Below are 24,689 nucleotides of genomic sequence, written 5' to 3'. Positions count from 1 at the left end.
GACTGATGTTTTTATCGATTAAAGAATTGATTGAACAAGCACAAGCTTATGATTCTGTTGCCGAATTGATGATTGCGACAGAAATGACCCAATCCGGTCGTAGCCGGGAGCAGATTCGCGAATTAATGGGACGCAATTTAGCAGTGATGGCCCAATCCATTGAGCAAGGCGTGGCCGGCGTTACCTCGGTGACTGGGATCACAGGCGGCGATGCCAAAAAACTAAATGACTATTTAAACAGTGGCCGCTTTTTAAGCGGTGATACGGTTTTGACCGCTGTCCGCAATGCGATTGCCACAAATGAAGTCAACGCCAAAATGGGACTAATCTGTGCAACACCCACTGCCGGTAGCGCTGGGGTGGTAGCTGGTGTTCTTTTTGCCGCTAAAGATCGACTGCAATTAGACTATGAAGCGCAACTAGACTTTCTTTTTACAGCTGGTGCTTTTGGTCTAGTCATCGCCAATAATGCTTCGATTAGCGGTGCCGAAGGAGGCTGCCAAGCAGAAGTTGGCTCAGCCAGTGCGATGGCGGCGGCCGCGCTAGTCTGTGCCTCTGGCGGAACCGCCGCTCAAGCCGGTGAAGCGGTGGCGATTACCTTAAAAAACATGATGGGTCTAATTTGTGATCCAGTCGCTGGTTTAGTGGAAGTTCCTTGTGTGAAACGGAATGCCCTTGGTTCTTCACAAGCGTTCATCTCGGCTGATATGGCCTTAGCCGGCATTCAAAGCGTAATTCCCCCAGACGAAGTAGTGGACGCCATGTATCAAGTAGGACGCCAAATGCCTTCAATCTTTAAAGAAACAGCCGAAGGTGGCTTAGCTGTCACACCAACTGCGCGCCGTTTACAAGCAGAATTGATGAACGAAGCCTAGTCACAGCTAGCATCCTCAGCAGATCAAAAATAGCGCCCCGCCATCGTTAGTTGTTAGACTAACTGTTGACGGGGCGCTATTTATATGACTAACGAGTTTTAGAAATCAGCTGCAAAGCTGCCGCAAACTCCTCTGTAATTGGGACTTGCTGTTGCGCTAAACATTCCTTCACGTTTTCTTCCACCACTACGCCAATTACTTTATCGATGCTAGAGCGAACAGCCATCAGCTGAGTTAAAACTGCTTGGCAGTCTTTTTCTTCTTCCATCATGCGTAAAATGCCGCGAATCTGACCTTCTGCTCTTTTGAGACGATTCTCAATTTTTTTATCACAACTCATTGACTGTCGCTCCTTTATACGCCATCATACCATCGGACACATTCACTACTGAAAATCCGGCACGGGCTAAAACCATACTGGCCATTTGTGAACGATTGCCAGAATGACAAAGAATTTGATAGGTTTCTTTGGGGTCTAACTGCGCGGCCCAACTCTCAAATTCACTTAAAGGCAAATTACATGCACCAGCTAGATGTCCTTGACTAAATTCGTCAACCTCGCGTACATCCAAGATGGGCCATTTTTGATCTAATTGATTAACTGAAATCTGTTTCATTTTAGCACCTCATTAGGGAAAAGAATTTGATAAAGAATAAAGGCTCCGTCTAAATTTTTAACATGACTAAAGCCGTGATTTCGTAAAATTCGTTCGGCTAGATAACTGCGTTGGCCGCTATGACAGCTGACGATTAAAGGTTGGTCTAATGGCAATTCTGACAAATGGTCCCGTAATTGATCCAGCGGAATATTTTTAGCTTCCGGTATCGCACCAGCTTCAGCGATTTCTAGCGGATTACGTACATCTATTAATAAGGCCCCCGCTGCTTGGGCTTCTTTTAGCGCTAACGGTGTCAGCGATTCAGAAAAACCTTCCATTAAGTTTAAAGCTGCATAGCCTGCCATATTCACAGGATCCTTGGCACTGCCAAAAGGTGGCGCGTAACTCAATTCAAGTTCAGGCAGGTCCGCAACTGTTAAGTGACCCTTGATAGCCGTCGCTAAAATGTCAATTCGTTTATCAACACCACTATTTCCTACCGCCTGCGCGCCAAAAATTTCGCCGTTTTCGGGATCAAACAGCAGCTTCAGCGTCAAGGGTTGCGCCCCTGGAAAATAACCGGCATGGTGTTTGCCAGTGATGTGGATAGCTTGGTAGCGCTGGCCAGCCTGTTGTAGTTGTCCTTCATTCAGACCCGTACTACCAGCTGCCAAATCAAAAACTCTTACAATTGAAGTCCCAATGCTCCCACGATTTTTGCGCGGCAGCCCCATCATAACATCCGCAACTTGACGGCCTTGACGATTAGCTGGTGAAGCTAAAGAGATCAAACTTTCTGCCCCATTGATTTGATTTGTTACACTAATCGCGTCGCCTACTGCATAAATATCAGCTTGAGAAGTCTGATAAAACTCATTCACTTTGATGCTATTTCTTAGACCTAGCTGCAAGCCGGCCGCCGCTGCCAATTGGGTATCTGGCTGAACGCCAATTGAAAATACTGTTAAATCAAAGGGAATGCTCTCACCATCACTTAAAATCGCCTTGTTCGTTTCAAATTCTGTGACTGCTCGGTTAAGTAGCACTTTGATGCCATGCTTACGCATTTCTTCTTCAACAAAACGAGCCATTTCAACATCTAGATTAGGTAAAACATGGGGTCCTGCCTCTACTAAGGTCACATCTTTACCTGCTTTACGCAGATTTTCAGCCGCTTCCAAGCCAATAAAACCACCACCAACAACTAATGCTTGTTGACTAGTCGTCATTTTTAGTAAAATTTGATCCATATCATTTATACTCCTAAGGGTATAAATGTTAGCAGCTTCCCTCAAGCCAGGTATCGCCGGCTGGATAGCTTTAGCACCAGTCGCTAGCAACAGCTTATCGTAAGTCAGCGTTCTAGTCTCTTCTTGGTATTGGTAGTGGATTTCTTTTTGTACCGGATCAATCTTCGTTACTTCACTTTCGGGACGAACATCAATCCGAAATCTCGTCCGCAACTGCTCCGGTGTTTGAACCATTAGCTCTTCTCTGGCTACGATTTCGCCTGACAAATGATAAGGTAAACCACAGTTTGCAAAGGAAACATAAGGTCCCTTTTCTAATACGATAATCTCTGTCTCTTCCGATAAACGACGTAAACGCGTAGCTGCCGACATTCCACCAGCCACACCGCCAATAATTACAATCCGCATTTTCTCGCTCCTTGTTATACCCCTGTAGGTATTTATATTCTTTACTATACCGGAGCGGGTATATCCTGTAAAGAAAAAAAGCCTCGACTTTTATTAAGCCGAGACTTTCTAATTGGTATTAATCAAACAATACAGTATTTTTTACTTCTTCAATTGTCTTTGTACCAGCCAATTGCATGGTAATTGATAATTCTTTGTTCAAGTGATCAAAGACTGATTTTACACCTTCAGCTCCACCTAAGTTCAAAGCATAGATTACTGGACGACCAATGGCCACTAAATCGGCGCCACTAGCTAATGCTTTAAAGATATGTTCGCCGCGACGTACGCCAGAATCAAAAACGATTGGGACCCGTTTGTTTACTACTGCCGCAATTTTTGGCAAAACATCAAAGGAAGCTGGACCACCGTCTAATTGACGGCCACCATGGTTGGAGACCCAGATACCATCTGCCCCGGCTGCAATAGCAACTTCGGCGTCTTCTGGTGATTGGATTCCTTTGACAAAGACTGGCAAATCGGTCAAATCTTTGATGGCCTTAATATCTTCTGGTACTAAGCCTTGTTTAGCAGCCGCATAAATTTCAGCAATGCCTTTACCTTCACCGTTGCCGCTAGCGCTTTGGGCGCTGTAGGCTGCCAAGTTAGGCATTGGTAGTGGGAATTGGAATTGATTAATAATATCTTCTTCACGATAGCCACCTAATGTTGAATCGGCGGTTAAAATGATGGCTTTCGCACCTGCTTGGACGGCTTTATCTAAAATAAATTTGTTAAAGCCATCATCTTTACTCATATATAATTGGAAAAATTGCGGTGCTTCAGGAGCCGCTTTCGCAGCATCTTCAATCGTCGTATTGGCATAAGTACTAATGGAGAAAATAGATCCGGCTGCCGCTACTCCTTTGGCAGTGTCAGCTTCGCCTTTTTCATGGGCCAAACCTTGGGCAGCGGAAGGCGCTTGGATAATTGGTGTGGCTAACTCAATATCCCACAATTTGGTGCTGAGATCCGCATGATCGATGCCACGCAAAACACGAGGCATAATCGTTTTTTTATTAAAAGCGGCAGTATTTTCCCGCATCGTCCATTCATCTTCAGAGCCACCACGGATATAGCCGAAAGCACCTGCTTCCATGCGTTCTTTAACCCGTCCTTCTAGTGACGCGATATTCACGATTTCGATTGGGTGTTCTTCATTACTTGTATGGTAAGCCATTTGATATTCCTTCTTTCTTGACGTTTACAAGAAGAATATACTCTCCTTACCAAAAGTAAGCAACTATTTGCACTTTTACCTTGTGGACAAGTCCCAAAGGAAATCACTGACATAGTTATCCACTTGTGGATTCTCGTGCAGTTGGCTGTGTTGCGCGTTTTTCCCCTCCACAATTTCCAGTTTAAGCGGGTTTCCCTGGGCTTTCAGTAAAGAATACACCGCCACCGCACTTGTTAAAGGGACCGTGCCGTCACTGAGATCTTCTGGGGATAACTGTCCGGCAATTAATAGAATCTGCGTATTTGTGGGTAAATTGCCAATCATTTGTTGATAATCTTGATAACGGTCGGCTTTCTCCACAGGACCTGTGGCTAACTCATCCTCAATTGTTTGATCGGCGTTCTCTAGAAAGTCATTAAATGGTGCCCCAATAGCAACAAAATGATCGATTGCCGGTAAATCTTGCTCTCCTCCATAGGTCAATAGATAACGTAAACCGCTGACACCGCCCATGGAATGCCCCACTAAATCAACGGATGTTACATCGTAGGTTTTCTTCAAAAACAGTAATACATTTTTGATCCATTCCGTTTGATTCCACTCATTATTTTTATTGTCGGTAAATAGTACCTGTATCGTGGGGTTGTCCGCATTCCCGCTAAGACTTCCGGAACTAGTCACGCTACCATCTGGCGCAACGGTTACCGTTAGCTCTTGTTGGGAAATATCGGCCTGTTGAAAGCGTCCCAGCATTTTACCAAAAGAGGCCGGGCCACCACTGTAGCCGTGGATAAAAAGTGTTGGTCGCGTTGTTTTAGGAATGGTCTCACTTGAAGTCGTCGTCGCTTGCTCTGCCGTTGTTTGACTCGTCGCATCTTGTACACCGCAAGCACTTAGTAAGAAAAACGCGCTGATTAAAAAGAACTTTTTCATTTCGATTCCCTCCGTAAATTAGTCCTTAACAGAAAAGAGTCCAGGACATAACTCAAAAAGCTATGTCCTAGACTCTTCCTATCCGAATAAATGGTGGAAGCAGAAGCAACAGCTATACGCATACAGTTACTGCTAAGCAGAACTAGCATCCTGCTTATTTTTCGGAGTTAACCGCTTCTGCTTCAACCTCTTCTTTAAATACTATCGACTTGATCAAAATCTAGTTCAGTACTTGTTTCGCGTCCAAACATGTCGATGTTTACTTTTAGTTTTTGACGTTCTTCTTCAATATCCGTTATTTGACCGGTTAAACCAGCAAAGGCACCCTCGATGATTGTTACCACGTCGCCAACTGCGATTTCTAAGTCTGTTTGACGCGTACTCATACCTAATGATTTCAGAATCGAGTTGATTTCTTCTGGTAATAGTGGAGCAGGCTTACTACCAGCACCGTGCGAGCCAACAAAACCAGTTACGCCTGGGGTATTGCGGACGACGTACCAGGAATCATCGGTCATGACCATCTCTACTAAAACATAACCAGGGAATGTTTTATGAATGGTCTCTTTTTTCTTACCGTTTTTCACTTCTGTTTCAGTTTCTTCCGGCACAACTACCCGAAAAATAAAATCTTCCATCCCCATACTTTGCGCACGAGATTCAATATTCGCTTTGACTTTGTTTTCATAACCAGAATAAGTGTGTAGGACATACCAATGTTTTTCAAATGTTTCCATAAAAGGTGGCTCCTTCTTCCGTAAAATAAAAAAACCTCAGGGAACCCGAAGTTTTTTCTTCTCGCTTATTATAGCATTATCCCTAGGGAAATACTAGAAAATTTAGCGAATCACCAGTTTAAAGACTGATTGGATCGCCCAGTCCATAACCCCAAACATCACGGCAAAAATAATTGATGTTTCAATCACGACTAAGGTATCTTTACGCAATTGTTTTTTTGATGGCCAGGTTACGATTTTCATTTCATCAATGACACTGCGAATGAATTTCATCTTTGCTCCCCCTATTTTGTTTCTTTATGAATCGTATATTGATTACAATATTTACAAAATTTACGAATCTCCAAGCGCTCTCCCTGTTTGCCTTCGCTAACAGACTTGGAGTAGTTACGGGAGCCACATACAGAACAAGCCAGTGCTGCTTTTTTCTTAGCCACTGCTTTTCCCCCTCTCAAAAATGTGCATAGAACGCTCTTTTAACATTAGCACGCTTTCGATTTTCTGTCAATTGTCTCTGTTACCTATTGTTTTAATAGGAAATATGTTATCATTATTGATGATCTCAAGATGTAAAAAAAGGACGTAAGGGTTGTCGTTTTCCTCTTTTTTTACATCAGCAGCGAGTCAAAATTTTAAAAAATGGGGGAATCTTTATGTTGTTAAAAACAGTAGTCCGCAAGAAAAAAGATTTGACCACGGTCACTGAGACCAACACGCTGGAAGAAGCCTTGACGATTTTAGAAGAGTCTGGCTTCCGCTGTGTGCCAATCTTGGATGAATCTGGTAAAATCTTCCGCGGGAATATCTATAAAATGCATATTTATCGCCATAAATCCAACGGCGGTGACATGAGCTTGCCGGTGACACATTTGCTGAAAAATGCTACGAAATTCATTTTCGTCAATACTTCTTTCTTCAAAGTGTTCTTCACCATCAAAGAATTGCCTTATATCGCCGTATTAGATGAAAACAACTACTTTTACGGTATTCTGACCCACGCTTCTCTTTTGAATATGTTGGCACAATCTTGGAATATCGAGCAAGGTAGCTATGTTTTAACCATCGCTTCAACTGGGAAACAAGGTGACTTGGCCGCTATGTCAAAAATCATCGCCAAATACAGCAGTATTGCTAGTTGTATCACCCTAGACGTAGGGAAAGATGAATATGTACGCCGGACTTTGATTACTTTACCTGCTAATACCTCACAAGAATTATGTGCTACCATTGTGGAACAATTAGAGAAGAAAAACTTCAAAGTGGTAGAAATCGAAGACCTGCAAAATCCTGAAAGTTAAGTAAAACAGCACAATTATTTGATCATTTAGGTGCCGCTTGCGGCGCCTTTTTGTAAGCAACTATCGAAAGCGATACCAGGAAGGAACGAATAGAATTATGAAACGTTTATTAAGTGCCAATACCTCAGAAATCGAAGCTATGAACGGAGCTGATTTGAAACAGTCAATCTTAGCTTCAGAAGGACGCATCATCTGTGCGGAAAATGTCGTGAATGCCGGCCCTCAAGTGGGCGAATTAACGAATGGCGAAGTGGCCGTAGCTTACGGTGCTGACTTATTATTATTGAATGGCTTTGACTGCTTTGAACCATTTATCGGCGGTCTACCCGAAACAGTCGCTGACTTGGGACCTGATAGCAGCCCTGTTTTACGCTTGAAAAAATTGATTGGTCGTCCAGTTGGAATCAATCTGGAACCCGTGGATCCTCACGCTGCCGGTATGGAACAGCTATTGACAATCGCTGAAGGTCGTATGAGTTCAGTCAAAACTTTCCAAGAAGCCGAAAAGTTAGGCGTTGACTTCATCTGTCTAACTGGAAATCCCGGGACTGGCGTAACTAGCCAAGAAATTGCGAAAGCCGTACGCGTCGCAAAAGAACATTTCAGCGGGCTAATCATCGCAGGTAAAATGCACTCAGCTGGGGTCAATGAACCAGTGGCTGCGCCTGAAGCAATCGAGGCTTACATTGAAGCTGGCGCTGACGTAATTTTGCTACCAGCAGTGGGCACTGTTCCTGGTTTCACCGATGAAGAAATGCGGGCAGCTGTTCAAGTAGCCAAAGATAACAATGCCTTAACGATGTCTGCAATTGGCACTAGTCAAGAAAGTGCGGATGCCGATACCATCAAACAAATCGCATTACGCAACAAAATCAATGGCGTTGACATCCAACACATCGGTGACGCTGGTTATGGCGGTCTAGCTCCTGCTGAAAATATCTACACGATGTCCCTAGCAATTCGCGGGTTGCGTCATACTTTGAACCGGGTCAGCCGTTCAATCTTACGTTAATGGAAACGCCCCGTTTGCTGTTGCGCCCCTTTGAGTTGACAACTGACTTAGCCGCGATTTATCAAATTTTTTCTAATCAGACATTGAATAAATTTTTGCCTTGGTTTCCGCTAGAGACTGAGGCTGACGCGGTGGCCTTTTACCAAGAGCGGATGGCGCCAGTCTACACCTCAGGGAAGGGCTATTTCTGGGCGATTTGCTTGAAGGATAGTACGCCCATCGGTTATGTAACGGTTAGCGGGAATGATAGTCATGACTTAGGCTACGGCTTATTACCAGCTTATTGGAATCAAGGCTTAGTGACCGAGGCCGCTGCTTATGTATTAAGTATACTAAAAAACCAGTATCCTTTTGTCACCGCGACCCATGACCGAGAAAATCCTGCTAGTGGCCGAGTCATGCAAAAATTAGGCTTAAGCTACCGTTATTCTTACCGAGAGCAGTGGCAACCTAAGGATGTATCAGTGGTCTTTCGCCTTTATCAAAAAGATTTTCAAGAAGTCCCCACATTTTCGACTTACTGGGAACAGTATCCTGATCATTTTATCGAAACGATCTAATCAATTAAAAAAATCCTGCCGACTCTTAAGAGCTGGCAGGATTTTGTTTGTTAAAGTCGGTTCGCAAAATGGACATGCTTATCAATATAGTACATCAGCGGTGCGGAAACAGCCATAACGACAAATTCGCCTAAAGCCGTAGTCCCATAGGTCGCCCAGAATGGTAGGTCGATTGCGATATGCAGCATCCAGGCAATCAAGGCCATACTAGCCGTGAAAATCACAGTATTCAAGGCCAAACGGATTTTGATATTAGGAACATATTTCGCCAATAAAGCAGTCAAGCCTAATGAAAGAAACGTCTGACTTCCCCCGAAAATCACATCTAACCAGCCAAATTCTGAAAATAGAATATTGTAGACGACTACGCCGCCTAAAACGCCCCACATTAGTTTCTTATTAAATACGACTAAATGATTCAGACTTTCTGACAAGCGGAACTGGACTGCCCCTGAGGCCAATGGTTTGATCATTATCGTCACAGCTAAGTAAACAGCCATCACCATACCATTAATCGCCAGCGTTGTGATTTTACGATGATTTTTTGTTAATTGATTCTCCATCTTTTCTCCTCCTAGTTTTGTTGTCGCGGGATGGTTACGAACCGCGGTCACTTTTTAGTAACAGTAGTCATTATAGAAGAAGCCGCTTAAAATAGCAACTCCTTGAAGCACCTCAGGTTCTGTTTGCCACGCTCTTCTGCTATAATAGCCCTAGTACAAAAGGAGGCTCCTCATGAAGCACCATTATTATTTGATTGCCAACGAAGAAGCCGGCAGCGGTCGAGCTAAAATTGCCACGGCGCGCATTCGGGAAATATTGGAAAAGAAGAATTTTACATATAGTCTGTACACCACTACCTACCCTGGGCACGAAAAAGAGCTTGCCCAAGAACTCTTACCCAAGCTTGCACCATGGACTGAACCAGTGGAGGAATTCCCTTTATTGATCGTCTTAGGGGGAGACGGCACTTTGCATGGAGTGGTGAATGTTTTGCCTAAAGAGATTCCGGTAGGCTATATTCCCTGTGGTTCTGGTAACGATTTTGCTCGAGGCGCTGGCATCCAGCGCGAAGCTGAAAAAGCTTTTTGGCAAATCGTCGGTGCTCAAAAGCCCCAAACCTTACAAGTGATGCGTTATCATGAAAAAATTCAAGATGAAGTAGGTCTTGCTATTAACAACATTGGGATTGGTTTGGATGCGGCTATCGTAGCAGCTACCAATGATTCTGCCACTAAAAAGACCTTAAACAAATACAAACTAGGTTCGCTGGCTTATATGGTTTCCATGATTAAAGTGCTTTTTACACAAAAGGGCTTTCCCATCCTAGTCGAACTCAATGGCCAGCAACTAGCTTTTGAAAAGGCTTTTCTTTGCACGACTACGAATCATCCCTATTTTGGCGGTGGCGTCCCGATTGCCCCTGTAGCGGATCCCCGCAAAGCGACTTTGGACTTAGTAATCGTGGAAAAAATCGCCTGGGTTAAGATCTTCTACCTGATTTTCCAATTAGCTCGTAAAAAGCATATGCAGTCTAAAAACTTCCATCATTTTCAAACAAGTAAGATTCGGATTATTTCAACAGTGCCAGAGTATGGCCAAGTCGATGGTGAAGTCATGGGCCAGCGCTCCTTTGACCTTTCCTTCACTAGCGAGCCGCGTTTGTTTTGGTTTTAAGGGAGGGATAAGATGATTTATACGGTAACTGTTGACCGGCCTATCGGGTATCAGGATGCTTATGGAAATCGCTATCCCTTAAATTATGGCTTTATCGCTGGTATTATGGGTGGTGATGGTGAAGAACAGGATGCCTACATCCTGACGGAAACCAACGAACCTTTGCAGACTTTTACAGGAAAACATATTGCCACCGTGATTCGTCATGATGATGTCGAAGAAAAATGGATCATTAGTGACCAGTCCTATTCGATTGAAGAAATTGCCGCTCGTGTTCACTTTATGGAACAATATTTTGACAGCGAGATTCGCAAGCTCTAAACCTAAAATTCAGCTACCAACTAGTAGCACACAAAAAAAAGCCTGACCGAAATTGTGGTCAGGCTTTTGGCATGAAATCAGCAGGTGTTAGATTTTCCATGCCAATCATGGGGTCAATAGTCGCTAGGTTCGTTAACGTCAAACGATACTCAATAGGTTCAGCGTTTACTGCAGCTGTTGCGCTGGCTTGATTCGCCGTTTCTGTTTCAGTAGTCACCGTCTGCTCCTCAGGCTCGTCTAAAAGTACCAGCTTGGTTTCAGTTGGCTTAGACACCACTTTAACCTCAAAGTCAGCGCCTTCTTGATAAGCTGCCAATTGTTCCTGCAAACTACCACGTAAATCATCCGCATGGCGAATCCGCTCCTGGAGGCTTGTGAGGCGCACCGCCGATTCACGGGTCACACAGGCTTCATAAGCGGTTACTTCACCTAGTAAAATCAATAGTTCCTTACTACGGGTGACTGCAGTATACAAAAGATTTCGCTGCAGCATTCGTTGATACTGACGCACCATCGGTAAAATCACCATTTTAAACTCACTGCCTTGGGCCTTATGAATGGAGCAGCAGTAAGACAAGGTGATTTTATTCCATTCATTTCGTTTATAGGTAACTTCATTGGTATCAAACTGGATCACCAACTCATCCACCTTGTCCTCCGAGTCCTTCGCCTCAATAATTCCGGTGATTTCCCCCATATCACCGTTAAAGACGTTCAGTTCAGGCGCATTGACTAGCTGTAGGACCTTATCGCCAATGCGATAGACCGTTTCATTCCAGCTGACTTCTTTACGGCCTGGTTGGCCCGGGTTAAAAATTTCTTGCATCATTTTATTCAGCGCATTAATGCCAGCCGGTCCCCGGTACATGGGTGCCAATACTTGGATGTCCTGTGGGGTAAATCCTTTGCCTTTGGCCTTCGTAACGATTTGCCGAATCAAAGGTTCAATATGAAAAGCATCACTATTAAAATAGGAGCGGTCAGCTTGATTCTGAGTGAAATCGGCCGGCAAGTGGCCTTCCTTAATTTCATGCGCTAAAGGAATAATGCTGGAGCCGTCGCCTTGACGGTAGATCTCGACTAATTCCTGCTTAGGAATTTCTTCAATTTGTAGCAAATCGTGCAAGACCTGACCCGGTCCAACAGAAGGTAGCTGATCCTTATCTCCCACTAAAATAACCTGCATATTAGTCGGGATTGCCTTGAATAAGGTGTTGGCCAGCCACGTATCCACCATGGATAGCTCATCAACAATCAATAAGCCGCCTTCTAACTCTTTTGCGGTAGTCGCGGGATTTTTTTCACGTCCCGTCAAGCCCAGCAAGCGATGGATTGTACTAGCTGGCAAGCCTGTTGTTTCATTCATCCTTTTCGCGGCGCGTCCCGTCGGCGCAGCGAGCAAGATGGGAAACATCTCCTGCGTGTAATCTTTCGGGTCTAAGGATAACCCATTTAATTCTGCAAATAAGGTCACGATACCATTGATAACGGTGGTTTTCCCAGTCCCCGGTCCCCCAGTCAAGATGAATAACGGGGCTCGAATTGCTTCCTCTAAGGCCTGTTGCTGGCTGTCGCCATAGGTGATGCCTAAAGTTTTTTCAATACGACGAATATTCTTTTGAATATCCTTTTGAGGATACTTGATTTCCTTTTTCCGTTTCAATAGACGGTCAATGGAACTAGCAATGCCCCATTCAGCAAAATACAAGGAATTGTCATACAGTCTAGTCGCCTCCTGCTGTATCTTCCCTTCTTCCACCAACTGAATAATGACATCTGCCAAGTTCTCTGGCGGAATCTCAACAGGCCGGCTGCTTTCCAAGGTTAAGATTGCGGCCTCCAGCAAGGTATTAGCTTCAATAAAGGTGTCTCCAGTCTGCATCGCATGCTGAAAAATTTCATGCATGACTGCTGCTCGCATCCGCGCCGGCGCGTCAGCCTTGATGCCCAACTGTTCCGCTAACTGATCGGCTCTTTTAAAACCAATTCCTTCAATATCCTCCACTAGCTGATAAGGATTTTCTTGAATAATTTCTAATGCCTCGTTGCGATAGGTCTGATAAATCGCAAAAGCCAGCTGCGAGCCAAATCCATAACGGTTCAAGCCAATAATCACCTGTTCCATACCATGATTCTCTATGATGGTTTTCACAATCAAATCCCGTTTTACTTGATTTAAGCCTGGGACTTCCCGCAATCTTTGAGGCTCCGCCATAATTACATCAATTGCCGCTTCTCCCAAAACAGCTACGATTTTTTCAGCCGTTTTTTTCCCAATACCAGGGAATTTATCACTAGAGAGGTAACTAACGACGCCATTGGCCGAAGTCGGACGTTCCTGTTGATAAGTCTCGACTTGAAACTGTTGGCCATAACGGGGATGATCGACAAAATGGCCAATAAACCGGTAGCTGGTCTCTTCTTGAATCTGACCAAAACTGCCGGTTACGACGATTTCTGTATCGGGAAAATCGGTATTTGTTTCACTGACTTTCACCAACATGACTTTATAAAAATTTTGGGGATTCTCAAAAAACACTGCCTGTACTTGGCCTACAATATATAATGCCTCTTCCAAGACAGGTCGCCCCCTTTCTACGGAATACTGATCAATTCATCACTATCACTTAGGAAACTAACATCGTTAAAGCGAACCAACTCAAATGGCAGCTGCTTATTTTGAGTCTCCATAATACTTAAGCTGTTGTTCTTCAAGCCACCCATTGCTCTAGCCTCAGCCAATGGCTTACCCGCCATCGCTTGAACGGCCGCCGTCAGGGAAGCTCCGTGACCTACAAATAATAACGGTCCTTGCTGCGCCTGTTTAACAGCTTTTAAGACAACCGCTTCAATCCGCTGGATAGCGTCTGGAAATGTTTCCCCCTTAAAAGGGCTCGGATCGTACTCATCGATTTTTTCCCGCATCGCCTGCATTTCTTGCGGATACTTGACTTGCATTTCGCGAATCAGCTGACCTTCCAATTCACCCAACCCTAACTCTCGCAAGCCGGGATCCACAATGATTGGCACGGGGTTAGCCAAACAAGCATTGATTCCTTGCGCAGTATCTTGCGCCCGCTTAGCATCACTTGTATAAATGGCCTCAAAAGGTACCTCACGAATAAAGCCACCTAGCTCCTTGATCTCCTGATAGCTTTGTAAGAGTAGTGGTGAATCGCCTTGACTCCCTTGAAAACGTAACTCCTTATTCCATTCGGTGCGGCCATGTCGTGTAAAATATAGCTCCATTTTAACTCCTCACTCAGTCTAATTTATCGTGTTCGTAATGATGAGATAACTCCAACTGCGGAAATTCTTGCTGCCGCAACGCTTCATAAACAACTAAAGCCGCCGTATTAGATAAATTTAAAGACCGAACATGGGTATCATTCATAGGGATGCGTAGACATTTTTCGGCATTTTCTCGCATGAAATCTTCCGGTAAGCCCGTGGTTTCTTTCCCAAACAGGAAGTAATGGTCGCCTTCCCGGTAATCATGGTCGCTATAAACTTGATTGGCAAATTTCGTAATTAGGTGCAATTCACCAGCACCCATTTTTTCCAAAAAGTCTGCTAGATCTTTATAATAGTAGATTTCTACCTCATGCCAATAATCTAAGCCGGCCCGTTTCAATTGCTTATCGTCGGTGGAAAAACCCAATGGCTCAATCAAGTGCAGGGGGGTGTTAGTAGCAGCACAAGTCCGGGCGATATTGCCGGTATTAGCTGGAATCTGTGGTTCAAATAATACGATATGGTTTTTAGCCATGCTCTTCACTCTTCTCTACTGGTTTTTTGGCAATAAAAAAAACGTATCGCCTCGGTGTCGATCACTGCGAGTCGCTACGTTAGTGAAGCTCTTTTCACTAACTTTTATCAGAACAGGAACCTGATAAAAACCAATGAAAAAACAACTTGTAAGTAATATAACACCATTGTGTATCTATTGCAAGCGTCTTGCAGAAATTTTTCAATGTAAGCGTTTTATATCGCCAACTAAAATACGCAGATCAATAGTAATTTCTGTTAGCGGACTGTTTTGTAGTTTTTCCTTTTGTAAAGGTGTCGCCTGCCACTCTAATGGTGACATCTCCATGATATCCAAACGGCGTTCTGGCGGAATACTAAAGGTATATTGTATGCGTTCTGAGTGGACCAAATTCAGCTCCGCTTGGAAACGTTCTAGAACAGCTGTATTTTGATAACTTTTTTGGCCGTATGCCTGACGCAATTCTTTTAAATAGCCTTCCTCCGGCACAACTTTAATAATTTTACCGGCGGGCTTCAACACCCGTCTAAATTCTTGGTAATGAGAGGGTGAAAACAGGTTTAAAATAACATCTACCTGTTCTGTTTGAAACGGTAAATTCGTCAAATCTGCGACACACCAAAAAGCATTTAGTGGTTGATTCGTCGCAAGATAAATCCCTTCTTTAGCAATATCGAAGCCAATTGCTGCGCCCAAAGAGTGTTTTTCACCTAATTGATTCAAAAAGCTGCCTTCGCCACAGCCTACATCGACTAGTGAATCGATTTTTTGAGGGAGATAGCTGGCGATAGTCTCTAGTAATGGATTATACATGCCGCTAGCAATCATCCGACCACGGGCTTCAAATAACGAACGGTCATATTCGCTTTGGATCTGGTGCTGTAAAAAATACAATGTGCCTTTTTTGGATAAGTCAAAGCGGTGCTCCTGCTGACAAATCAAGCTAGTATCGTGAGCCGTCATGGACTCGTGACACAATGGGCAGCGGAACAAGTGTTGATTTTTCTGTAAAAAGAGGGCACTACGATCAATTTTCTTTAACATGGGAAATCCTCCTATCGCTATCTTACCACAGCACTTCTGTCTGTCCATAAAATATGCTAAAATGCAGTGAAGAAGTAAAGGAGCGAAAGAGATGATCAAAGAATTTTGTGCCGAAAATTTTACTGATATTCCCAAAGCCATTGCAGCTGGTGCTGGCCGCATCGAACTATGTGACAATCTAGCTGTTGGCGGTACGACCCCCAGTACTGGTGTTATTGAAGAAACATTGGCTTACGCCAATGAAAAGGCCGTCCCTGTCATGACTATGATTCGTCCTCGTGGCGGTAATTTTGTCTATAATGATATTGAGTTAAAAATCATGCATACTGATTTAATTGAAGCTAAAAAAATTGGCACGGATGGCGTTGTTTTTGGCTGTCTAACTGAAGATGGCTGGTTAGATGAAGAAGCGTTGGAACTCTTGATTGAAGTGTCCGAAGGGTTACAAATCACCTTCCACATGGCTTTCGATGCGTTGTCAGCCGAAAATCAGTTCAAAGCTATTGATTGGTTAGCCGAACGCGGCGTTGAGCGCATTTTGACACATGGTGGCGCTGCTGGGACACCCATTGAAGCAAACTTCGAGCATTTAAAAGAATTGATGAGCTATGCGAAAGGCCGCATCCGCATCTTACCTGGGGCTGGTATTACTTATGAAAATTTGCCAGGTGTAATCGAGGCTTTGGCTGTTCAAGAAGCCCATGGAACTAAAATCGTAAAATTAGGCTAAAAAACGACCCGTATTTGTTAGATAGCAATCTAACGCGTACGGGTCGTTTCATATTCTCAATATTTTTTTAGGCTACTCTTCTAAATAGCTTTCCAATTCTAAGATTAAATGCTGAATCAAAAGAGAGGCTTCTTCTGGCAAAGCGTTATAGCCTTCATTGATATCTTTTTGTTCTTGGATAAAGACTAGGCGGTCTTCAATCCGTTTACGTAATCTTTGGACATACAACCGGTCATCGAAATCAACTGGATGGTCTGCTAAAGGTAGGTAGCTCATAGCCGTCATTGGACCAAAATCATTAAATTCGGCAGTACCTTCAACAATTTTACCAATACTACCTAATGTATCTTGTGGTGTTACTTTCTTACCATTGAAGAAACCAGTATTCAAGATATAACAGCTGGTTCGACCACTAGCAAACAAATCACGGAAGTCCATATAATCTTCTTTTAGCGGATAAGCTCTAAATGGATTAGCGAAAGGTTCAATCACTAAGCTTTCTAAATCGGTTCCTGGCACCACATTTTCCGCAGTTGAGCGTTTCGTTGCTAGCGTTACCCCAAAGACAGCAGCTAGGACTGGATCATCAATGCGCGTCACTGGTGGTAAGCTATCATCCTTCATAATCCAAAAGACAGCATCAATGCCTTCTTTTAGATGGTCCACACGATTCGGTGTCACGTAACGCGATTTCACAGTTCGACCATTCCCATTACGGATGTCTTCCGTCACAATCACTTTCTGGCCTTCTTCATCTAACGTCACGCCGACATTTTGACATGTCAAGAAGTAGTTCACCGCGTTATTTGTCAATGGATAGTCTTGCGTTTTATCAAAGTAGGCGGGCTCTAAAGCAGTAGTTGCGCCGTCCTTTTCCGAAATAACAAACGCATCATCATGTAGCACGGTTACTTTGTATTGATCACCATGTTCTGCCAAGGTAATGGTTGATTTACCCGATCCTGAAAGTCCAAAGGCTGCCATGGTAAACTTGCGATCACCTAAATCATATTGCTTCATACCGCCGTGACAAGCAATAAAGCCATTGCGGTGGGCAGTTGCCCAAGCCATCGTCAAGGTTGCCTTTTTCAATTCGCCAAAGTAACGTAGACCTAAGATTGCGGCAACGTTATGCTCTGGATCGAAAAGGGCCAAACCATGTGGAAAGTCTGGGTGGGACCAATACGGATCAGCAAAGAGATAAATATCATCTTCCTGATATTTTGCAGAATTTTGATACATTTGATCGAATTCTGATGTCATAACTTGGAAATTCGCCATATAAGCATATAAGTTATTCTCAAAACCTTCAGGAATCATGACATGGCTTTTCACCATAAACTCTTCATCAAGTCCTACATAGACATCTGCGCGGTAGTAATGATGCTGAGTGCTTTGATAAATAGCTTCGCGTAAGATTCCTTCATAATAGGCTTTATCAATTCCCGGTTGGCCAATGATTCGACGGGCAGCAGCCGTTCGTCCGACAACTTTCCCATCATTGCTGACAAGGATTTTGGCATCATCTGGCAAGCCCAGCTCTTTTGTGTGACTTGTTGGCATATCTGTTACAACGGTTTTAGGACAGCTCTTCGCTAATTCATACGCATCTCCTAATGTTTTTACGATTTCAACATTATTTCCGTAAAAATTTGCTTCCACCATCGCTTTAAAACTAGAAAATAATGCATTGCTGTGTTTGATATCACTTCTGGCAAAACGTCCGACTGTACTCATATTCTTCCCTACTTTCTGATGACATTTTCTGTTACCGCCATTTTTTGGACGGCCTCACTGATTTTTTCAGCGACGTCTTTATTTAGTGCGTCTGGAATAATGTATTCCGTAGTTAATTCCGATTCTGGTATTAAATCAGCAATCGCTTGAGCTGCCGCGATTTGCATTTTTTTCGTAATTTTAGTAGCACCAACTGTCAAAGCCCCCTTAAACAAGCCTGGGAACGCTAAGACATTATTGATTTGGTTAGGCTGATCTGAACGGCCAGTTCCTACAATCATGGCCCCAGCTTCAATCGCTTCTTGGTAGGTGATTTCCGGTTCTGGGTTGGCCATTGCAAAAACAATCGCTTTATCAGCCATCGAGTGCACCATTTCTTGCGTCAAAAGCTTTGGTGCCGATACCCCGATAAAGACATCCGCCCCCACTAAGGCGTCTTTCATAGTTCCTTGTTTATCGCTATGATCAGTCAGTCGTGCGATTTCTAAACGAACAGGGTCCTCCTCATTGGAAGAACTTAAATCCACTACACCATTTTTATCAAAAGCTGTGATGTTTTTCACACCATATGACAAAAGCATTTTGATAATGGCACTACCCGCCGCGCCAGCACCGGAAACAACAACTTTCAAAGACTCCGGCGTTTTGTGTACAAGTTTCAAGGCATTGATCAAAGCAGATAATACAACGATTGCGGTCCCATGCTGATCATCATGAAAGACAGGAATATCCAAGGCCTCGATTAAACGATTCTCAATCTCTACACAACGAGGAGCCGAAATATCTTCCAAGTTGATACCACCGAAAGTTGGCGCCATTTTGGTGATAATCGAAACGATCTCATCTGGATCTTTCGTATCTAGGCAGATAGGAATCGCATTAACTCCTGCAAATTCTTTAAACAGCAAGGCTTTACCTTCCATTACCGGCAAGGCGGCTTGTGGTCCAATATCCCCTAGGCCTAACACTGCTGTACCATCCGTTACTACCGCGACAATATTGCCTTTCCAGGTATAGTCATAGGCCTTCAGTGGATCTTTTTCGATTTCCAAGCAAGGTGCCGCTACTCCAGGTGTATATGCCAATGAAAGATCATGGCGTTCCGTGATTTTTTGTTTACCAGTTACTTCGATTTTGCCCCGCCATTTTTTATGGGCGGCTAATGCTTCTTCGTAAATATCAGTCAACGAACTCGCTCCTTTTATTGATAGCGGCGGGAAGTCTCCCGCCGCTAATGGTTTTATTTTTCCCAGCTAAAGGTAAAGTCAACGTTGTATTTATCCCGAACATCCGTCAGCGATTTCTTCACAGCTGGATTCAAAGGAACACCTTTTTCAGAGCGTTCTAAGAAAGCCAAGTATTCTTTTTCACCTGCAGTATAAATTCGTTCTTCACCTTTGGCTTTTTTCGAAGCCCGTAAAGCACGTAAGATATCACCTGAGGTTTTTTCAAATTCTTTCTGGTCAGTAAAGGCGTTGATATCAATCGCCATAAAGAAATGACCTAAATGATAAGGTTCTTTTTCACCGTTGGTACCAACTCCAGTCAATTGATGCAGGAAGGAGCCGCCTTGCAGCGCTGCTGATAAAACTTCAACAACCGTTGCGTAGCCATAGCCTTTGTAGCCAGCCAATTCTTCCCCAATACCGCCTAAAGGTGTTAACGCACACGTGCCTTTGACCAAACCTTCTAAAGCAATATCTGGATCCGTAACAGCCTCACCATTTTCGTCAATCACCCAGCCATATGGCATGGTTTTACCAATGCGAGCGTAGTGCTCAATTTTTCCCCGTTGTGTGATGGATGTCGCGCAATCTAACACAAATGGGAAATCTTCGTCGGTTGGGAAACCAATCGTTAGTGGATTGGTTCCCAGCATATTTTCCACCCCAAAAGTAGGTGCAATTGAAGGACGAGCGTTAGTTCCGGTAATCCCAATCATGCCTTCTTTAGCAGCCATTAACGGATAGTAGCCGGCAATACCGTAATGAGTAGAATTGCGGACAGCAACCATACCCATCCCGTATTCTTTAGCCTTTTCAATTGCCATTTCCATGGCTTTCACACCAATTACATGACCCATTCCGTCGTTACCGTCTAAGACAGCTGTCGTTTTTGTTTCACGAATAACATCGATTTTTGTTTTGACATGTTGGATACCATCTTCGATTCGGTCGATATAGATGGGTTTAAAGCGTCCTACCCCATGAGAATCGATACCACGTTTATCAGACTCAATCAGCACTTTCGCACAAGTTGCTGCGTCGTCCTTAGGAACACCTACCGCTTCAAAGCCTAACTCCATAAACTTTTCTAGTTGTTCAAAACTTTCATATGACAATTCTTGCGGCATTTCTTTTTCCTCCTCTTACTCCTACAATGGTAAAGCTACAAATAATAATGCTGCGATCGTTCCGCCGATTGCAGGGCCTACAACCGGGATCCAGCTATAAGACCAGTTAGAATCCCCTTTATTTGGAATTGGTAAGAAAGCATGAGCGATCCGTGGACCCAAGTCCCGTGCAGGGTTGATGGCGTAACCAGTGGTTCCACCAAGAGAAAGTCCGATAGACAAGATCAAGATACCTACTACAATTGGATTCAAGCCATCAGTAAAAGTATTAGCCCCAAAGGCCATGATTCCAAACACCAAGACAAATGTTCCAATAATTTCACTGATTAAGTTAGCTCCTGTACTGCGAATAGATGGGCCAGTAGCGAATGAGCCTAAAATTGCACCTTGATTGGTAGTTTCTTTCCAATGTGGTAGATATTGGATGTATACCAACACGGCTCCAATGATCGCACCAATCATCTGTGCTGCAATATAAGGTGCTACCAAATTCCAACCAATATCTCCTGAAATCGCCATGCCTAAAGTCACAGCTGGATTCAAGTGAGCGGGACTCATAAAGCCAGAACAATAAACCGCAATTGTCACAGCTGCGCCCCAGCCCAGCGTGATCGCTACCCAGCCAGCTCCTTCAGCATTTGATTTCTTCAAGTTTACACCGGCACAGACCCCGTCCCCTAACAGAACTAAAATGGCAGTCCCTAACATTTCACCAATAAATTGTGTCATTACAGATGTATCCATAGATTTTCCTCCTTAATTAAGCGGGCGGTGTTTAAACTGCATCGTCGCTTGAACGGCTTCTTGCCATCCAGCATAAAGGTTTTCACAAACTTCTGGATCCATCTTCGGATCGAAGTGCTGACCAGTTTCATTAAATTTCTTGATTTCATCCAAGTCTTTCCAGAAGCCAATTGCAAGCCCAGCCAAGTAGGCCACGCCTAATGCCGTCGTTTCCAGATATGCTGCTCGTTCAACTGGTGTTTGTAAAATATCTGCTTGGAACTGCATCAATAAGTTATTATTAGAAGCACCACCATCGACACGGAGTAGCTTGATTTCTGTTCCAGCGTCTTCTGACATCGTCTTCACTACGTCAGCTGACTGATAAGCTAATGATTCCAATGTTGCTCGAATGAAATGTTCCTTCGTCGTACCACGAGTCAAGCCGAAAATAGCACCGCGAGCTTCTTGATCCCAATACGGTGCACCTAAGCCCGTAAATGCAGGCACCACGTACACATTGTCGCTATCTTTGACACGCTCTGCGTATTTTTCTGATTCAGGCGCACTAGTAAACATCCGCAAGCCATCCCGCAGCCATTGAATCGCAGATCCTGCCACAAAGATACTTCCTTCCAGTGCATAAGTCACTTTACCGTCAATACCATAACCAATCGTTGTCAACAAGCCATTTTCAGAACGAATCGGCTCTTCGCCGGTATTCATGACAATAAAAGCACCGGTACCGTAAGTGTTTTTCACCATGCCTTTTTCAAAAGCAGTTTGACCAAATAGCGCCGCCTGTTGGTCCCCAGCCATACCCGCAATAGGCACTTGTTGACCATAAAAATGATAATCTTGAGTATAACCATAAATTTCTGAGTTGGATTTTACTTCTGGTAGCATTACTTTTGGAATATCTAGCAAGTCTAAAATTTCTTGATCCCATTCAAGATCGTAAATGTTGAACATCATCGTACGGCTAGCATTCGTTAAGTCGGTTACATGGGATTGGCCACCTGTCAATTTCCATACTAGCCAAGTATCAATCGTACCAAAGAGCAGCTCTCCATTTTTGGCCCGTTCACGTGCGCCTTCAACATGATCTAAGATCCATTTTACTTTTGTGGCTGAGAAATAGGAATCAATAATAAGACCAGTTTTCTTCTGGATCATTTCTTCATAGCCAGCTTCTTTTAGTGAATCAGAAATCTCATTAGTTTGTTTTGATTGCCACACGATCGCGTTGTAAATAGGACGTCCTGTATCTTTTTCCCAAACCACAGTGGTTTCCCGTTGATTGGTGATTCCGATTGCAGCAATTTGATGGGGGCGTAAGCCACCTTCAATCAAGGCACCAGCAATAACAGATTGGACAGAGATCCAGATTTCATTGGCATCATGTTCTACCCAGCCAGCTTTAGGAAAGTGCTGTGTAAATTCTTTTTGCGAAGTAGAAACCTGCTTCCCTTCCTTATTGAAAACAATTGCGCGTGAGCTAGTGGTTCCTTGGTCAATCGACATAATATACGTTTCTTCCATTGTTTTGCCTCTCTTTCTATTGGTAGTTGTGTGCTCAGCCGTCATTTTCCTCCTTTCTAGCGGCTCTTCAAGTGTGTCAGTCTTGTTTCATCTAAAGCGGCCAACAAGGTTGCACGTTGGTGTTCCGTCGTGGTTTCATCCCAATCAAGATAGCTTGCCATATAAGCTAATGTTGGCTCAATCAATGGTTCCATCTTGTCATTCATAAAGAGCAGATAGTTCGTGCGACGAGTGAAGAAATCAACCGCGCGGAAAACTGCCTCTTCTTCTAACGCATAGCGCAAGCTAAGCGTATTGGCTAAACTCAGGCCCTCAATAGCTGTTGTGTCGGCGATTTTATCAAAAATTGCCAAAACATTGGAGCCATATAGATTAGCTAAATAGCGGGCATCGTCTAGCGAAAGGCCTTTGTCAACGCCCTGTTGTGCATATTCTTCTAAGATATCATCTACTTTTGTGGGATCGAAATGCCCGCCGGAAACGGGGTACGTCTTGCTATCAATCAAGTTGACCGACTGCCCGAAGTCTTGCTCTAAAATCTCTTTGACTTTTTGCATAGCTCCTGCGGCCATTTTACGGTAGTCCGTGATTTTACCACCTGCTAATGTTAATAAGCCATCTGGTGCAATCCCTAAGTCACTACCTCGGGAAACTGCCGAAGGGCTGTCGCCTTTTTCCGATAAGGTATCTTCTAAATGCTGGATGACATCCTCGACATCACTGCGTTCCACTTTGCCTTGATTGTATTTTGTGACGATAGTGATCAAATCTTCAAAGCCTTGCTCCGAGATTTTGCCACTATTACCACCGTTATAGTCCGAACTGCGATTATCTGAGATCAACGGTCGTAAGCCAGCCCAGCTACCTTCGATATCCGCCAGCGAAAGATTGGCTTCTGGATAGCGGTTATTCACGATTTCCAACAAGTAATCCACATCGGCTTGCTCCACAGTTGGCTGACTATAATCACCACGATAATCGGTATCAGTAGTCCCAAAATAAGTTTTTTCCTCCCGTGGAATTACAAACACCATCCGTCCATCGCCTTTACCAGTATCAAAATAAGTTGGCTGCGGCACCGACAAACGTTCTCGGTCTACTACCAAGTGGACGCCTTTCGTTGGACGCATTTGAGGAATCACTTCAATCGCGTGATCTAATTTCCGGACTAAATCGGACCAAGGTCCACCAGTATTAATGACGATTTTTGCTCGGATTACCAACTCTCTATTTGTCAGCAAGTCTTCGGCGATCACGCCATTAACGAGCCCTTCTTCATTATGGGTAATCTCTTTGGCTTTTACATGGCTCAACATGATGCCACCATCTGCGTGTGCCTGTTTGATATTCTCGATAACCAGTCGAGCATCATTATTTCGGAAGTCTAAATAGACGCCGCCGCCTTTTAAGCCATCCTTTTTCAGTTGCGGCTCCCGTGCAAGCACCTCGTCTTTTGTCAGCATATAATTCGCATACTTACCAGTGACATTGGCCAATCGGTCATATAAGTCCATTGCGATTTTCACCGAAAACATATTAAAGGTGCTGTTTGGTTCATCATATATTGGCAGCAGCATTGGATCTGCCCGAGGAATGTGAGGGGCGATTTGTTGAACGACCGCCCGTTCTTGAACCGTGTCAGCGACGACTTCGACATCGAATTGTTTCAGGTAACGAATACCACCGTGAACTAACTTCGTTGAGCGGGAAGAGGTTCCTTCCGCAAAGTCTTGCATCTCAATCAAACCAGTTTTAAGTCCAGCCGCTGCTGCTTGGACGGCAACTCCGGCACCGGTGATTCCTCCGCCAATTATCAGAACATCTAACTCCGTTGCCGCAATAGTCGCTAAATCCGTTGGTCGTGTTTCATAAGAAAATGCCATGCTATTCCCTCCTTCTTAG

The 24,689-nt window shown here is 44.0% G+C and carries 26 protein-coding genes and 1 riboswitch; of the genes, 7 read left to right on the top strand and 19 right to left on the bottom strand.

Annotated features, from left to right (window positions below; all coding sequences use genetic code 11):
* The first annotated feature begins 5 nt into the window (after positions 1 to 5).
* Positions 6 to 875, top strand: coding sequence for an L-serine ammonia-lyase, iron-sulfur-dependent, subunit alpha (sdaAA, locus tag ECA01S_RS09230; RefSeq protein ID WP_067394363.1), 870 nt, complete (start codon positions 6 to 8; stop codon positions 873 to 875).
* 88 nt (positions 876 to 963) lie between these two features.
* On the opposite strand, the gene ECA01S_RS09225 is transcribed toward sdaAA, so the two are convergent.
* The 8 genes from ECA01S_RS09225 to rpmG all read right to left on the bottom strand — a co-directional run bounded on the left by ECA01S_RS09225 (position 964) and on the right by rpmG (position 6,458).
* Positions 964 to 1,215, bottom strand: a complete 252-nt coding sequence (locus ECA01S_RS09225; protein WP_067394361.1) for a metal-sensing transcriptional repressor — start codon at positions 1,213 to 1,215, stop codon at positions 964 to 966.
* The gene (locus tag ECA01S_RS09220) at positions 1,205 to 1,492 is read right to left on the bottom strand and encodes a rhodanese-like domain-containing protein (protein ID WP_067394358.1); all 288 of its coding nucleotides are present in this window, start codon (positions 1,490 to 1,492) and stop codon (positions 1,205 to 1,207) included. The genes ECA01S_RS09225 and ECA01S_RS09220 overlap by 11 nt, the downstream gene beginning before the upstream one ends.
* Positions 1,489 to 3,132: an FAD-dependent oxidoreductase gene (locus ECA01S_RS09215; protein ID WP_067394356.1), complete on the bottom strand. Its 1,644-nt coding sequence runs from the start codon at positions 3,130 to 3,132 to the stop codon at positions 1,489 to 1,491. Before ECA01S_RS09215 ends, ECA01S_RS09220 begins: the two co-directional genes overlap by 4 nt.
* Before the next feature lie 118 nt (positions 3,133 to 3,250).
* Positions 3,251 to 4,351 (bottom strand): lactate oxidase, encoded by a 1,101-nt coding sequence (locus tag ECA01S_RS09210; RefSeq protein ID WP_067394353.1) that lies wholly within the window; start codon positions 4,349 to 4,351, stop codon positions 3,251 to 3,253.
* Positions 4,352 to 4,426: 75 nt separating this feature from the next.
* Positions 4,427 to 5,284: an alpha/beta hydrolase gene (locus tag ECA01S_RS09205; RefSeq protein ID WP_067394350.1), complete on the bottom strand. Its 858-nt coding sequence runs from the start codon at positions 5,282 to 5,284 to the stop codon at positions 4,427 to 4,429.
* Positions 5,285 to 5,478: 194 nt separating this feature from the next.
* The gene (nusG, locus tag ECA01S_RS09200) at positions 5,479 to 6,021 is read right to left on the bottom strand and encodes a transcription termination/antitermination protein NusG (RefSeq protein WP_067394347.1); all 543 of its coding nucleotides are present in this window, start codon (positions 6,019 to 6,021) and stop codon (positions 5,479 to 5,481) included.
* A gap of 102 nt (positions 6,022 to 6,123) precedes the next feature.
* Positions 6,124 to 6,294 carry a preprotein translocase subunit SecE gene (gene secE / locus ECA01S_RS09195; protein ID WP_067394344.1) on the bottom strand — a complete coding sequence of 57 codons (171 nt, stop codon included), beginning with the start codon at positions 6,292 to 6,294 and terminating at the stop codon, positions 6,124 to 6,126.
* 11 nt (positions 6,295 to 6,305) lie between these two features.
* Positions 6,306 to 6,458, bottom strand: coding sequence for a 50S ribosomal protein L33 (rpmG, locus tag ECA01S_RS09190; RefSeq protein WP_067394342.1), 153 nt, complete (start codon positions 6,456 to 6,458; stop codon positions 6,306 to 6,308).
* A gap of 216 nt (positions 6,459 to 6,674) precedes the next feature.
* On the opposite strand from rpmG, the gene cbpA reads away from it, so the two are divergent.
* From cbpA to ECA01S_RS09175, 3 genes are all read left to right on the top strand, one after another.
* A complete protein-coding gene (gene cbpA, locus ECA01S_RS09185) occupies positions 6,675 to 7,319 on the top strand; it encodes a cyclic di-AMP binding protein CbpA (protein ID WP_067394340.1) in 645 nt (214 codons plus the stop codon).
* 97 nt (positions 7,320 to 7,416) lie between these two features.
* A complete protein-coding gene (locus ECA01S_RS09180) occupies positions 7,417 to 8,331 on the top strand; it encodes a DUF7916 family protein (protein WP_174519976.1) in 915 nt (304 codons plus the stop codon).
* On the top strand, positions 8,331 to 8,891 hold the full coding sequence (locus tag ECA01S_RS09175) for a GNAT family N-acetyltransferase (RefSeq protein ID WP_067394338.1): 561 nt from the start codon (positions 8,331 to 8,333) through the stop codon (positions 8,889 to 8,891). The genes ECA01S_RS09180 and ECA01S_RS09175 overlap by 1 nt, the downstream gene beginning before the upstream one ends.
* Before the next feature lie 50 nt (positions 8,892 to 8,941).
* On the opposite strand, the gene ECA01S_RS09170 is transcribed toward ECA01S_RS09175, so the two are convergent.
* Positions 8,942 to 9,454: a QueT transporter family protein gene (locus tag ECA01S_RS09170; RefSeq protein WP_067394337.1), complete on the bottom strand. Its 513-nt coding sequence runs from the start codon at positions 9,452 to 9,454 to the stop codon at positions 8,942 to 8,944.
* A 5-nt stretch (positions 9,455 to 9,459) separates the two neighbouring features.
* Positions 9,460 to 9,505, bottom strand: a riboswitch (PreQ1 riboswitch).
* 121 nt (positions 9,506 to 9,626) lie between these two features.
* On the opposite strand from ECA01S_RS09170, the gene ECA01S_RS09165 reads away from it, so the two are divergent.
* Both ECA01S_RS09165 and ECA01S_RS09160 read left to right on the top strand, forming a co-directional pair.
* Positions 9,627 to 10,568, top strand: coding sequence for a diacylglycerol/lipid kinase family protein (locus ECA01S_RS09165; RefSeq protein WP_067394335.1), 942 nt, complete (start codon positions 9,627 to 9,629; stop codon positions 10,566 to 10,568).
* A gap of 12 nt (positions 10,569 to 10,580) precedes the next feature.
* On the top strand, positions 10,581 to 10,889 hold the full coding sequence (locus ECA01S_RS09160) for an inorganic diphosphatase (protein WP_067394332.1): 309 nt from the start codon (positions 10,581 to 10,583) through the stop codon (positions 10,887 to 10,889).
* A gap of 58 nt (positions 10,890 to 10,947) precedes the next feature.
* Here the strand turns inward: ECA01S_RS09160 and recD2 are convergent, their stop codons facing one another.
* The 4 genes from recD2 to ECA01S_RS09140 form a co-directional block, all read right to left on the bottom strand.
* A complete protein-coding gene (gene recD2, locus ECA01S_RS09155; RefSeq protein WP_067394329.1) occupies positions 10,948 to 13,467 on the bottom strand; it encodes an SF1B family DNA helicase RecD2 in 2,520 nt (839 codons plus the stop codon).
* Positions 13,468 to 13,484: 17 nt separating this feature from the next.
* Positions 13,485 to 14,138, bottom strand: coding sequence for a histidine phosphatase family protein (locus ECA01S_RS09150; protein WP_067394328.1), 654 nt, complete (start codon positions 14,136 to 14,138; stop codon positions 13,485 to 13,487).
* A 13-nt stretch (positions 14,139 to 14,151) separates the two neighbouring features.
* A complete protein-coding gene (gene trmL, locus ECA01S_RS09145; protein WP_067394325.1) occupies positions 14,152 to 14,658 on the bottom strand; it encodes a tRNA (uridine(34)/cytosine(34)/5-carboxymethylaminomethyluridine(34)-2'-O)-methyltransferase TrmL in 507 nt (168 codons plus the stop codon).
* A gap of 201 nt (positions 14,659 to 14,859) precedes the next feature.
* Positions 14,860 to 15,702: a methyltransferase domain-containing protein gene (locus tag ECA01S_RS09140; protein ID WP_067394322.1), complete on the bottom strand. Its 843-nt coding sequence runs from the start codon at positions 15,700 to 15,702 to the stop codon at positions 14,860 to 14,862.
* Positions 15,703 to 15,793: 91 nt separating this feature from the next.
* On the opposite strand from ECA01S_RS09140, the gene ECA01S_RS09135 reads away from it, so the two are divergent.
* The gene (locus tag ECA01S_RS09135; RefSeq protein ID WP_067394320.1) at positions 15,794 to 16,432 is read left to right on the top strand and encodes a copper homeostasis protein CutC; all 639 of its coding nucleotides are present in this window, start codon (positions 15,794 to 15,796) and stop codon (positions 16,430 to 16,432) included.
* Positions 16,433 to 16,504: 72 nt separating this feature from the next.
* Here ECA01S_RS09135 and ECA01S_RS09130 read toward each other — a convergent pair whose 3' ends face one another.
* Genes ECA01S_RS09130 through glpO form a run of 6 tightly spaced genes read right to left on the bottom strand, consistent with a single transcriptional unit; the run spans position 16,505 to position 24,670 of the window.
* The gene (locus ECA01S_RS09130; RefSeq protein ID WP_067394317.1) at positions 16,505 to 18,169 is read right to left on the bottom strand and encodes a phosphoenolpyruvate carboxykinase (ATP); all 1,665 of its coding nucleotides are present in this window, start codon (positions 18,167 to 18,169) and stop codon (positions 16,505 to 16,507) included.
* Between the two features lie 8 nt (positions 18,170 to 18,177).
* Positions 18,178 to 19,356: an NAD(P)-dependent malic enzyme gene (locus tag ECA01S_RS09125; protein ID WP_067394314.1), complete on the bottom strand. Its 1,179-nt coding sequence runs from the start codon at positions 19,354 to 19,356 to the stop codon at positions 18,178 to 18,180.
* Between the two features lie 53 nt (positions 19,357 to 19,409).
* Positions 19,410 to 20,522: an Ldh family oxidoreductase gene (locus ECA01S_RS09120; RefSeq protein ID WP_067394312.1), complete on the bottom strand. Its 1,113-nt coding sequence runs from the start codon at positions 20,520 to 20,522 to the stop codon at positions 19,410 to 19,412.
* A gap of 21 nt (positions 20,523 to 20,543) precedes the next feature.
* On the bottom strand, positions 20,544 to 21,266 hold the full coding sequence (locus ECA01S_RS09115) for an MIP/aquaporin family protein (RefSeq protein WP_067394310.1): 723 nt from the start codon (positions 21,264 to 21,266) through the stop codon (positions 20,544 to 20,546).
* A 12-nt stretch (positions 21,267 to 21,278) separates the two neighbouring features.
* Positions 21,279 to 22,787, bottom strand: coding sequence for a glycerol kinase GlpK (gene glpK, locus ECA01S_RS09110; RefSeq protein WP_067394417.1), 1,509 nt, complete (start codon positions 22,785 to 22,787; stop codon positions 21,279 to 21,281).
* Between the two features lie 56 nt (positions 22,788 to 22,843).
* Complete coding sequence (glpO, locus tag ECA01S_RS09105; protein ID WP_067394307.1) at positions 22,844 to 24,670, bottom strand: type 1 glycerol-3-phosphate oxidase; 1,827 nt, start codon at positions 24,668 to 24,670, stop codon at positions 22,844 to 22,846.
* Between the last annotated feature and the right edge of the window lie 19 nt (positions 24,671 to 24,689).

The sequence above is a fragment of the Enterococcus canis NBRC 100695 genome, assembly GCF_001544375.1.
Classification (GTDB): Bacteria; Bacillota; Bacilli; order Lactobacillales; family Enterococcaceae; genus Enterococcus_H; species Enterococcus_H canis.
The sequence above is the reverse complement of the archived record's forward strand: the minus strand, read 5'-3'. Positions and strand labels throughout refer to the sequence as shown.

Coding starts and splice junctions, on each gene's coding strand:
- ECA01S_RS09205 (WP_067394350.1), bottom strand. CDS start 5,284: ATGAAAAAGTTCTTTTTAATCAGCGCGTTTTTCTTACTAAGTGCTTGC.
- cbpA (WP_067394340.1), top strand. CDS start 6,675: ATGTTGTTAAAAACAGTAGTCCGCAAGAAAAAAGATTTGACCACGGTC.
- ECA01S_RS09140 (WP_067394322.1), bottom strand. CDS start 15,702: ATGTTAAAGAAAATTGATCGTAGTGCCCTCTTTTTACAGAAAAATCAA.
- trmL (WP_067394325.1), bottom strand. CDS start 14,658: ATGGCTAAAAACCATATCGTATTATTTGAACCACAGATTCCAGCTAAT.
- ECA01S_RS09220 (WP_067394358.1), bottom strand. CDS start 1,492: ATGAAACAGATTTCAGTTAATCAATTAGATCAAAAATGGCCCATCTTG.
- ECA01S_RS09115 (WP_067394310.1), bottom strand. CDS start 21,266: ATGGATACATCTGTAATGACACAATTTATTGGTGAAATGTTAGGGACT.
- ECA01S_RS09165 (WP_067394335.1), top strand. CDS start 9,627: ATGAAGCACCATTATTATTTGATTGCCAACGAAGAAGCCGGCAGCGGT.
- ECA01S_RS09170 (WP_067394337.1), bottom strand. CDS start 9,454: ATGGAGAATCAATTAACAAAAAATCATCGTAAAATCACAACGCTGGCG.
- ECA01S_RS09180 (WP_174519976.1), top strand. CDS start 7,417: ATGAAACGTTTATTAAGTGCCAATACCTCAGAAATCGAAGCTATGAAC.
- sdaAA (WP_067394363.1), top strand. CDS start 6: ATGTTTTTATCGATTAAAGAATTGATTGAACAAGCACAAGCTTATGAT.
- ECA01S_RS09150 (WP_067394328.1), bottom strand. CDS start 14,138: ATGGAGCTATATTTTACACGACATGGCCGCACCGAATGGAATAAGGAG.
- secE (WP_067394344.1), bottom strand. CDS start 6,294: ATGAAATTCATTCGCAGTGTCATTGATGAAATGAAAATCGTAACCTGG.
- ECA01S_RS09175 (WP_067394338.1), top strand. CDS start 8,331: ATGGAAACGCCCCGTTTGCTGTTGCGCCCCTTTGAGTTGACAACTGAC.
- ECA01S_RS09135 (WP_067394320.1), top strand. CDS start 15,794: ATGATCAAAGAATTTTGTGCCGAAAATTTTACTGATATTCCCAAAGCC.
- ECA01S_RS09130 (WP_067394317.1), bottom strand. CDS start 18,169: ATGAGTACAGTCGGACGTTTTGCCAGAAGTGATATCAAACACAGCAAT.
- ECA01S_RS09160 (WP_067394332.1), top strand. CDS start 10,581: ATGATTTATACGGTAACTGTTGACCGGCCTATCGGGTATCAGGATGCT.
- ECA01S_RS09215 (WP_067394356.1), bottom strand. CDS start 3,132: ATGCGGATTGTAATTATTGGCGGTGTGGCTGGTGGAATGTCGGCAGCT.
- glpO (WP_067394307.1), bottom strand. CDS start 24,670: ATGGCATTTTCTTATGAAACACGACCAACGGATTTAGCGACTATTGCG.
- ECA01S_RS09120 (WP_067394312.1), bottom strand. CDS start 20,522: ATGCCGCAAGAATTGTCATATGAAAGTTTTGAACAACTAGAAAAGTTT.
- glpK (WP_067394417.1), bottom strand. CDS start 22,787: ATGGAAGAAACGTATATTATGTCGATTGACCAAGGAACCACTAGCTCA.
- ECA01S_RS09210 (WP_067394353.1), bottom strand. CDS start 4,351: ATGGCTTACCATACAAGTAATGAAGAACACCCAATCGAAATCGTGAAT.
- ECA01S_RS09225 (WP_067394361.1), bottom strand. CDS start 1,215: ATGAGTTGTGATAAAAAAATTGAGAATCGTCTCAAAAGAGCAGAAGGT.
- nusG (WP_067394347.1), bottom strand. CDS start 6,021: ATGGAAACATTTGAAAAACATTGGTATGTCCTACACACTTATTCTGGT.